This window comes from Streptomyces lycii, assembly GCF_009735685.1.
Taxonomy (GTDB): Bacteria; Actinomycetota; Actinomycetes; order Streptomycetales; family Streptomycetaceae; genus Streptomyces; species Streptomyces lycii.
The window spans coordinates 1-8966 of the sequence record NZ_WHPN01000185.1 but is presented as its reverse complement, the minus strand read 5'-3'; the positions used below and the strand labels follow the sequence as shown (position 1 = coordinate 8966).

10 protein-coding genes are annotated in these 8966 nt (G+C 73.5%); 7 read left to right on the top strand and 3 right to left on the bottom strand.

Annotated features, from left to right (window positions below; translation table 11 throughout):
* The 3 genes from GCU69_RS07610 to GCU69_RS07600 form a co-directional block, all read left to right on the top strand.
* The coding region (locus GCU69_RS07610) for a GNAT family N-acetyltransferase (RefSeq protein ID WP_235978301.1) at positions 1-418 on the top strand (418 nt) is incomplete at its 5' end.
* 188 nt (positions 419-606) lie between these two features.
* Positions 607-1950, top strand: coding sequence for a hemolysin family protein (locus tag GCU69_RS07605; protein WP_156205478.1), 1344 nt, complete (start codon positions 607-609; stop codon positions 1948-1950).
* A complete protein-coding gene (locus tag GCU69_RS07600) occupies positions 1947-2963 on the top strand; it encodes a hemolysin family protein (protein WP_156205477.1) in 1017 nt (338 codons plus the stop codon). Before GCU69_RS07605 ends, GCU69_RS07600 begins: the two co-directional genes overlap by 4 nt.
* Before the next feature lie 295 nt (positions 2964-3258).
* On the opposite strand, the gene GCU69_RS07595 is transcribed toward GCU69_RS07600, so the two are convergent.
* Positions 3259-3762 (bottom strand): ATP-binding protein, encoded by a 504-nt coding sequence (locus GCU69_RS07595; RefSeq protein WP_156205476.1) that lies wholly within the window; start codon positions 3760-3762, stop codon positions 3259-3261.
* 152 nt (positions 3763-3914) lie between these two features.
* Here GCU69_RS07595 and GCU69_RS07590 point away from each other — a divergent pair, with 152 nt between their 5' ends.
* Positions 3915-4634, top strand: coding sequence for a TetR/AcrR family transcriptional regulator (locus GCU69_RS07590; RefSeq protein WP_170315799.1), 720 nt, complete (start codon positions 3915-3917; stop codon positions 4632-4634).
* A gap of 193 nt (positions 4635-4827) precedes the next feature.
* Here the strand turns inward: GCU69_RS07590 and GCU69_RS07585 are convergent, their stop codons facing one another.
* Positions 4828-4980 (bottom strand): SCO1431 family membrane protein, encoded by a 153-nt coding sequence (locus GCU69_RS07585; protein WP_107644844.1) that lies wholly within the window; start codon positions 4978-4980, stop codon positions 4828-4830.
* Between the two features lie 223 nt (positions 4981-5203).
* Between GCU69_RS07585 and GCU69_RS07580 the strand changes: the two genes are divergently transcribed.
* From GCU69_RS07580 to mug, 3 genes are all read left to right on the top strand, one after another.
* Positions 5204-5974 carry an SGNH/GDSL hydrolase family protein gene (locus GCU69_RS07580; protein WP_098750568.1) on the top strand — a complete coding sequence of 257 codons (771 nt, stop codon included), beginning with the start codon at positions 5204-5206 and terminating at the stop codon, positions 5972-5974.
* 85 nt (positions 5975-6059) lie between these two features.
* Positions 6060-7493, top strand: a complete 1434-nt coding sequence (gene purB, locus GCU69_RS07575; RefSeq protein ID WP_156205475.1) for an adenylosuccinate lyase — start codon at positions 6060-6062, stop codon at positions 7491-7493.
* On the top strand, positions 7490-8080 hold the full coding sequence (gene mug / locus GCU69_RS07570; RefSeq protein ID WP_098750570.1) for a G/U mismatch-specific DNA glycosylase: 591 nt from the start codon (positions 7490-7492) through the stop codon (positions 8078-8080). The genes purB and mug overlap by 4 nt, the downstream gene beginning before the upstream one ends.
* Before the next feature lie 310 nt (positions 8081-8390).
* Here mug and GCU69_RS07565 read toward each other — a convergent pair whose 3' ends face one another.
* On the bottom strand, positions 8391-8843 hold the full coding sequence (locus tag GCU69_RS07565; RefSeq protein ID WP_098755484.1) for a hypothetical protein: 453 nt from the start codon (positions 8841-8843) through the stop codon (positions 8391-8393).
* Between the last annotated feature and the right edge of the window lie 123 nt (positions 8844-8966).

Genomic DNA, 8966 nt, shown 5'->3' with positions numbered 1-8966 from the left:
GCTCCGCATCCGCCCCGCCGCCCCCTCGGACATCCGCACCGTGCTGCGGTTCTGGCGCGAAGCCGCGGAGGGGACGAGCATCAGCGACGATTCCGACGGAGTGACCCGGCTCGTCGCACGCGACCCCGAAGCCCTGATCCTCGCGGAACGTGACGGCGCCCTGGCGGGAACCGTCATAGCCGGCTTCGACGGCTGGCGCTGCCATCTCTACCGGCTCGCCGTGCGCCCCGACCTCCGGCGGCAGGGCGTGGCGAGCGCCCTGCTGGCGGCGGCCGAGCGGCGGTTCCGCGAGCTGGGCGGACGACGCGGCGACGCCATGGTGCTCAACGCCAACGAGGTCGCCCACCGCGCGTGGGCCGCCGCGGGCTACGCCCCGGAGCCGCAGTGGAGCCGCTGGACGAAGCCGCTGCCCGGCTGAGCCGGAGCGCGCCACCGCGGCTCGATGTCGCGCCGGTTTTGCCGCTCCTTTACGATGGATGCTCCATCCCGGGCCTCACGGCCCCCCTCTGTCGAAAGGTGTGAGCGTCCGCCCATGGGCGAGCCTCCCAGTAGTAGCTGTCGCGCGAACCTCCGGACCCTGTCCCATCATGGGAAGGAGGTGAACCGATGACCGAAGTGCTTCTGCTGGCCGTGGCGCTTCTGCTCTCACTGGCCTGCGGTGCGTTCGTGGCGGCCGAGTTCTCGCTCACGACCGTCGAGCGCGGCGACCTCGAACGAGCGGCGGAGCGCGGCGAGCGCGGCGCCGAGGGCGCGCTGAAGGCCGTCCGGAACCTCACCTTCGAGCTCTCCGGGGCCCAGCTCGGCATCACCGTCACGAACCTGGTCGTCGGCATGCTCTCCGAGCCGTCCATCGCCGCGCTGCTGCGCGGGCCGCTCGGAGCCGTCGGAGTGCCCGACGGCGCGGTGAGTTCCATCGCCCTGGTCCTGGGCACCGCGATGTCGACCGTCGTGCTGATGGTCGTCGGCGAACTCGTCCCGAAGAACTGGGCGATCTCCAGTCCGCTGCCGGTGGCGAAGAAGGTCGCCACGCCCCAGCGGATGTTCAGTGCCCTGTTCCGCCCGCTGATCAGCCACCTCAACAACTCCGCGAACCGCATGGTGCGCCGGATGGGGCTGGAGCCCGCCGAGGAGCTGGCCTCCGCCCGCGGCCCGCAGGAGCTGGTCGCGCTGGCCCGGCACTCCGCGAAGGAGGGCGCCCTGGAGCCGGACACCGCGGAGCTGTTCGTCCGTACCCTCGGGCTCGCCCAGCTGTCCGCGGAGAACGTCATGACGCCGCGGGTCCAGGTGATGGCGCTCGACGTCCAGGCCACCGCCGAGGACGTCGCGAACGCCACCCGCGCCACCGGTCTGTCCCGCTTCCCCGTCTACCGCAACAACCTCGACACCGTGATCGGCATCGCGCACATCAAGGACGTGCTCGCCGTGCCCGCCGAGCGGCGGCCCCGGTACCCGGTCACCGAGCTGGTCAGCGAGCCGGTGCTGGTGCCGGAATCGCTCACCGTCGACCGGCTGCTCGACCGGCTGTCGTCCAAGCGCAGCATGGCCGTCGTGATCGACGAGTACGGCGGCACCGCCGGTGTCGTCACGCTGGAGGACATCATCGAGGAGGTCGTCGGCGAGGTCCGCGACGAGCACGACCCGCTGGAGTTCCCGGACCTGGCCACGGCCGGCACGGACGAGAGCGGCCGCGAGCTCTACGACGCGGACGGCGCGGCCCGTACCGACCAGCTGGAGACCATCGGGATGCGGGTTCCCGAGGGCCCGTACGAGACCCTGGCAGGCCTGGTCGCGACCGAGCTCGGCCGGATACCGGCCGAGGGCGACACGGTCGTGGTGGCGGGCTGGCGCATCGACGTCACCGACGCCTCCGGGCGCCGCGCGGCGCGGGTGCGGCTGCGCGCCCCGCTCCCCGAAGAGGAAGAGCACCGTCACCAGGAGGTCGCCCGATGACCGCGATCCAGCTCTTCGTCGGTCTGCTGACCCTGGTGGCCAACGCCTTCTTCGTCGGCGCCGAGTTCGCGATGATCTCCGTGCGGCGCAGCCAGGTGGAGCCGCTGGCCGAGGACGGGGACCGGCGGGCCAGGAGCGTCATGTGGGGGCTGGAGCACGTCTCCGCCCTCATGGCCGCAGCCCAGCTGGGCATCACGCTGTGCACGCTGATCCTGGGTGTGGTCGCGGAACCGGCGATCGCGCATCTGCTGGAGCCGGCGTTCGACGCGGTGGGCGTGCCGCACGGTCTGGTGCATCCGATCTCGTTCGTGATCGCGCTCTCCGTCGCGACGTATCTGCACATGCTGTTCGGCGAGATGGTGCCGAAGAACGTGGCGCTCGCCGAGCCGGTGCGCACCGCGCTGATGCTGGGCCCGCCGATGGTGGCGCTGTCCCGCGCGCTGCGGCCGGTGATCTTCTCGGTGAACGCCGTGGCGAACGCCCTGCTCAAGCTGTTGCGGGTGGAGCCGAAGGACGAGGTGTCCGCGACGTTCTCGGACGACGAGCTGGCCCGGATGGTGGCCGACTCCAGCGAGGCGGGGCTGCTCGACGAGCGGTCCACGGAGCGGCTGCGGGACGCCCTGGAGCTCGGCCGCCGCCCGGTGCGGGACGTGGTCCTGCCGGTCGGGAAGGTCGTGTCGGCCCGGATCGGGATCACTCCGGAGGGTCTGGAGCGGCTGGCCTCGGAATCGGGCTTCTCCCGCTTCCCGCTGGTCGACGGCAGTGGCCGGATTCTCGGCTATCTGCACGTCAAGGACGCGCTCGACGCCCGGCCGCGGGACCTGCCGTTCCCCGCGTCGGCGATCCGTCCGATCGCGCGGGTGCGGTCCTCGGCCCCGCTGGACGACGTGCTGGCCGCGATGCGGAGCACCAGCACCCATCTCGCGGCGGTGACCGGGGAGGACGGCCGGCTGGCCGGGCTGGTCACCATGGAGGACCTGCTGCGGGAGCTGGTGGGGCGGACCCCCGCCTGACCGGTCCGCCGCTACGGCGACGGCGCGTCCCCCCGGACGGGGGGACGCGCCGTTTCGTTCACGGCCGCGCGCACGCGCAGGTGGCACAGCCGCTCGACGAGCCGTTCCGTCCGGCGGGCCCGGCCGCGCGCACGCGCGCAGGTGGCGTACGGCCGCCGGTGTGCCGTCGGGAGGCCGGCGGCCGGACCCGGCGTCATCCGCGACGGGCGGCGGGGACGCCGTTCGGGCAGCGACGCGCCGGGAGTAACGGGCGGGGGGGTGACGCGCGGGCGCCGCCGGCGGAGCGGCCCCGGCCTCAGTCGCGGTCGCCGTCGCAGCGGGCCGGCAGTTCGAACCAGACTTCCTTGCCCCAGGGGGTGCGCGCCGCGCCCCAGGCACCGGCCAGCAGCTCCACCATGGACATGCCCCGCCCGTACTCGTCGTCCGCCGCCGCGTCGCGGACCCGGGGCAGCTCCTGGCTGCCGTCGGCGACCAGGCAGCACACCTGGGGGCCGCGTACGAGGGTCAGCTGGACCGGGCCGCGGGCGTGCAGGAGCGCGTTCGCGACGAGTTCGCTGACAAGAAGCTCGGCCGTGTCGGCGAGATGGTCGAGATTCCAGCGGCACAGGGTGTGCCGCACCGCGCGGCGGGCCAGCGCACAGGCCTCCCGGGAGCGCGGCAGCGGCCAGGGGCCCGCGGTGCCGGGGTGCCGGCCGTCGGGCTGGGCGGGGAGCGGTGCGGGGGCCGGCGCCGGTACGGCCGGGGCGGGGAAGTACCGCGCGAGCCCGGCCTGCACGGGACGGGCATGGGGGTGGGACATGGGGACTCCACTACCGCCCGTCAGTCCGGGGACCCGGTAGGGATGGTGTCTCGGAGCGCCGCATCTGCTCCTCCTTACCGGAAAGACCACAGCTACGGTTTACTTCTGCGTAAAACCATAAAATGCCTTTACCCGGAAGTAAAGTGCTGTTCATGGTCAATGCCGAACCCGCGCATCCACCGCCCGCGACCGGCCCCTCCCCGGCAGCCGCCCGGCGCCGCCGCCCGCCGGTGGCCAGGCCCACCGACGAGGAGCTGATCGAAGCCGCCTGCTCGGTGTTCGGCGAGGCCGGCTACCACGAGACGACGATGGACGCCGTCGCGGCCCGCGCGGGCACGTCGAAGCCGACGCTCTACGCGCACTTCGGCAGCAAGGAGGACCTGTACCGGCTGTGCGCCGACCGGGCCGCTGAGACCCTCGCCGCGGAACTGGTGGAGTCCCAGCGGGCCGCCACGGGGCAGCCCCTGGAGGAACAGGTCCGGGCGGGCATGATCGCGTTCTTCGGTTTCGCCACGGACCGGCCGGCGATGTACCGGATGCTCTTCGGCGACGACACGGCCGGTTACGCCACGGCGGCCCGCGAGCGGGTCATGTCGGCCGCCGCGGCCGAGACCGCCCTGCGCATCCGCGCGTACGCGGAAAGCCACCGGCTGCCGTCCTGGGACGCCGCCGCCGAACTGTGCGCCTGGCTGATCGTCGGCCTCGCGGTCGAGGGCGCCCGCTACGCGCTGGTCACCCGGTCCCTCGACGCGGACACGGCCGGTGACTTCGCGACGGACTTCGCGGTCGCCGCGCTGCGGCACCTGGACCCGGCCATCGCGGCGCGGCTGGACAGGACACCGCCGGACGCGCCGGAGCGGGCGGCGGACTGACCCCTGGGCTGAGCGGCGCCCGGCGCCGGTACCGGGACCGGTAGTTCCGGCGCCGGTGTACCGGGATCGGTGTACCGGGAGCGGCTTGCCGGGGCCAGAGGCGCCGGAGCCGGGCCGGAGGCGCCGGAGCCGGACGTGCCGGTCCCGGTGGCGCCGGAGCCGGCGGTGTCCGGAAGCGGCGTGCTCCGGACGGTCAGAAGAACAGGCCGAGCTGCGTGGCGAGCATCGCCACCACGACGACCAGGGCCCAGCCCGCGATGTGCTCCATCAGGTTGTCGTCGTCGGACGGCCCGCCGGTACGGGCACGGGCGGAGGTGCGGTTGGCCGCGACGGAGGCAGCAGTCATGATGCGTTCCTTGCCGTTCGATGTCTCCCGGGCCGGCACCGTCATCAGGGCAACGCTGCGGTCCGGAGCGGAAGAAGCCGTACACCCCCGCGTCCTCGCGGGCGGCCCGGCATGACTGACGACCCTAACGCCCTCTTCGGGAGGCACGCTGTGACGTGGCCCTCATATCCGTCCGACCCCGCACGGGCCACGCGCCGTACTCGGGAGTAGGATTTCCGGCGCCATGGAGACCAATGTCAGTTACAGCAGCTTTGTCGCGCTCGGTGACTCCTTCACCGAGGGTATGTCGGACCGGATGCCGGACGGCGGCTACCGGGGCTGGGCCGACCTGCTCGCCCAGGGACTCGCGTCCCGTACGCCCGGCTTCCGCTACGCGAATCTGGCGGTCCGCGGGAAGCTGATCGGCCAGATCGTGGACGAGCAGGTGGAGACGGCCGCCGCGATGAACGCCGACCTGGTCACGCTCGTCGGGGGGCTCAACGACACCCTGCGCCCCAAGTGCGACATGGACATGGTCCGGGCACGGCTGGAGGAGGCCGTGACGAAACTCGCACCGAACTGCGGACAGCTCGTCCTGATGCGCAGCCCGGGCCGGCGCGGCCCGGTGCTGGAGCGCTTCCGGCCGCGCATGGAGCAGCTCTTCGCGTTCATCGACGACCTCGCCGAACGGCACGGCGCCCTCGTCGTCGACCTGTACGCGGCCGAGGCGCTGGGCGACCCGAGGCTGTGGGCGGCCGACCGGCTGCATCTGACCACCGAGGGCCACGAGCGGGTCGCCGAGGCCGTGTGGCAGGCGCTCGGGCTGGAGGCGCGCAGCGACTGGACCGAGCCGCTGCCACCGGTGGCGCCGCCGGGCTGGTACCGCCGCCGCGGGAGCGACCTGCGCTTCGCCCGCGAGCATCTGGTGCCCTGGATCGGGCGCCGGCTCACCGGCCGCTCCTCCGGTGACGGCCGCCCGCCGAAGCGGGGCGAACTGGCGCCGTTCGAGCTCTGACGGCCCGCCCTCTCCCCCGCCTCCCGCGGGCCGGGCCTCCGGGCGGCGGCGGAGGGACGCCGGACGGCACGTAGAATCCGGTCACGTGACTGCCAAGCCCCGCATCCCGAACGTCCTGGCCGGCCGCTACGCCTCCGCGGAGCTCGCCGTCCTGTGGTCCCCCGAGTACAAGGTGGCGCTCGAGCGCCGGCTGTGGCTCGCCGTCCTCCGTGCCCAGCGGGACCTCGGCATCGAGGTGCCGGAGCAGGCCCTCGCCGACTACGAGCGGGTGCTCGACCACGTCGACCTGGCCTCCATCGCCGAGCGCGAGAAGGTCACCCGGCACGACGTGAAGGCGCGCATCGAGGAGTTCAACGCCCTCGCCGGGCACGAGCACGTCCACAAGGGGATGACGTCCCGGGACCTCACGGAGAACGTCGAGCAGTTGCAGATCCGGCTGTCCCTGGAGCACGTACGGGACCGCACGGTGGCGGTCCTCGCCCGCCTCGGCAAGCTGGCCGGGGAGCACGCGGAGCTGGTCATGGCGGGCCGCTCGCACAACGTGGCCGCGCAGACGACCACCCTCGGCAAGCGGTTCGCGACGGCCGCCGACGAACTGCTCGTCGCCTACGAGCGGGTCGAGGACCTGCTCTCCCGCTATCCGCTGCGCGGCGTCAAGGGCCCGGTCGGCACCGCGCAGGACATGCTCGACCTGCTCGGCGGCGACCCGGCGAAGCTCGCCGAGCTGGAGCAGCGCACGGCGGCCCACCTGGGCTTCGGCCAGGTCTTCCGCTCGGTCGGCCAGGTCTACCCGCGCTCCCTCGACTACGACGTCGTCACGGCCCTGGTGCAGCTCGCCGCGGCGCCCTCCTCGCTGGCGAAGACGATCCGGCTGATGGCCGGGCACGAGCTGGTCACCGAGGGCTTCAAGCCCGGGCAGGTCGGCTCCTCCGCCATGCCGCACAAGATGAACACGCGCTCCTGCGAGCGCGTCAACGGCCTGATGGTCGTGCTGCGCGGCTACGCCTCGATGACCGGTGAGCTGGCGGGCGACCAGTGGAACGAGGGTGACGTCTCCTGCTCGGTGGTCCGCCGGGTGGCCCTGCCGGACGCCTTCTTCGCATTCGACGGCCTGCTGGAGACGTTCCTGACGGTTCTCGACGAGTTCGGCGCGTTCCCCGCGGTCGTCTCCCGCGAGCTGGACCGCTACCTTCCGTTCCTCGCCACGACCAAGGTCCTGATGGGCGCCGTGCGCGCCGGTGTCGGCCGGGAGGCCGCGCACGAGGTGATCAAGGAGCACGCGGTCGCCTCCGCCCTGGCCATGCGCGAGAAGGGGGCGGAGCGCAACGAGCTGCTGGACCGGCTGGCCGGGGACGAGCGCATCCCGCTCGACCGGGCCGGGCTGGACGCCCTCATGGCGGACCGGCTGTCCTTCACCGGCGCGGCCGCCGACCAGGTCGCCGCGGTCGTGCAGCGGATCGGTGAGATCACGGCCGCCCGCCCGGAGGCGGCGGCCTACTCACCCGGGGACATCCTCTGACGCGCCCGACACCGGAGGAGCTGCTGGCCGCTCGTGACCGCACCGTCCCGGATGTGATCGCGGGCGGCCTCCGCGTGCTGTTCTGCGGCATCAATCCGGGGCTCATGTCGGCGGCCACCGGGCACCACTTCGCCCGCCCGGGCAACCGCTTCTGGCCGGCGCTGCACGCCTCGGGCTTCACCCCGCGTCTGCTGCGCCCCGCAGAGGAACGGGAACTGCTGTCCTACGGGCTCGGCATCACCAATGTCGCGGACCGGGCGTCGGCGCGGGCCGACGAACTGAGCGCCGAGGAGATGCGCGAGGGCGGCCGGCGGCTGGCGGAGAAGGTCGCGCGCCACGAGCCCGCCTGGCTCGCGGTGCTCGGCATAACGGCGTACCGCACGGCCTTCGACGACAAGCGCGCGGTGATCGGGCCGCAGGAGCGCACCATCGGCGCGACCCGCGTCTGGGCCCTGCCGAACCCCAGCGGTCTGAACGCGCACTGGACCCCGGCGGCGATGGCGGAGGAATTCGCCCGGCTCCGCGAGGCCGCCGACCGTGACACGGGAAGCTCCGTCCCGGCCGACGGCCCCGGGTCCGTGGGCTGAACGGACGGCCCGCGCTTCCCGCGGCCCCCGCGCGACGGCCTGCCCCACACGACGACCTGCCCCGCCCGGCGGCTTGCCCCGCTCGGCGGCTTGCCCCGCGCGACGACCGGGCGCAAGCGGCCGGACCGGAGGGTACCAGCGGCCGGGGTCGGAGCGTCCGGACCGGAAGGGGGCGATGGCCGGGATCGGAGCCGCCGGACCGGAAGGGGATCAGCGGCCGGGGCGGAGGCCGGGCGGGGCCGGGGAACGGGGCGGCCGCGCCCGGGCTGAGCGGCCGCGCCGGGGCAGCGGCGGAACGGGCGCTCCGCGCTCATCCGACGTCCTCGTCCCAGACGGTGACCAGCAGCTGTATGGGTAACTCGCGGTCGTGCTGCCCGACTCCGACGGCGATCCGGCGCCTGCCGTCCGGCGGCCGCCAGGCGTACAGCAGGCTCACATAGCCGCACAGGGTCGCCATCGGCTCCGGCAGCCGCTCGCCCTCGACCGAGCGGATGAAGAGCTCGGTGAGGTCCAGCACCTCCGGCTCGCCCCAGCGCCGGCTGAGCAGCAGCACCATCGCCGCCCGCTCCGCCTCGAACTGGTCGTCGGCCTCCATCAGCCGGGTGCCGTCGTCCTCCCAGAAGTCCTCACTGACCAGGAGATCGGCGACAAGGAATCCCGGACCGCCGTACACCCCGTCGGCCGACCAGCCGCGCTCGGCGGGGAACGGACGGTCCCGGAGGCGGTCCACGGTCTCCAGCTGTTGTGTGGTGAGAGTGGTCATGCCGCCAGTGAAGCGCACGCCTCTGACAGTCGGCCGGAGCGTCAGTTCCCGTGCGGTCCGGGGGCGTTGGGCGACGGACCGCAGCCTTCGGGGCGGAGCGTTCACGGGGCTGGGGAGGGCCGT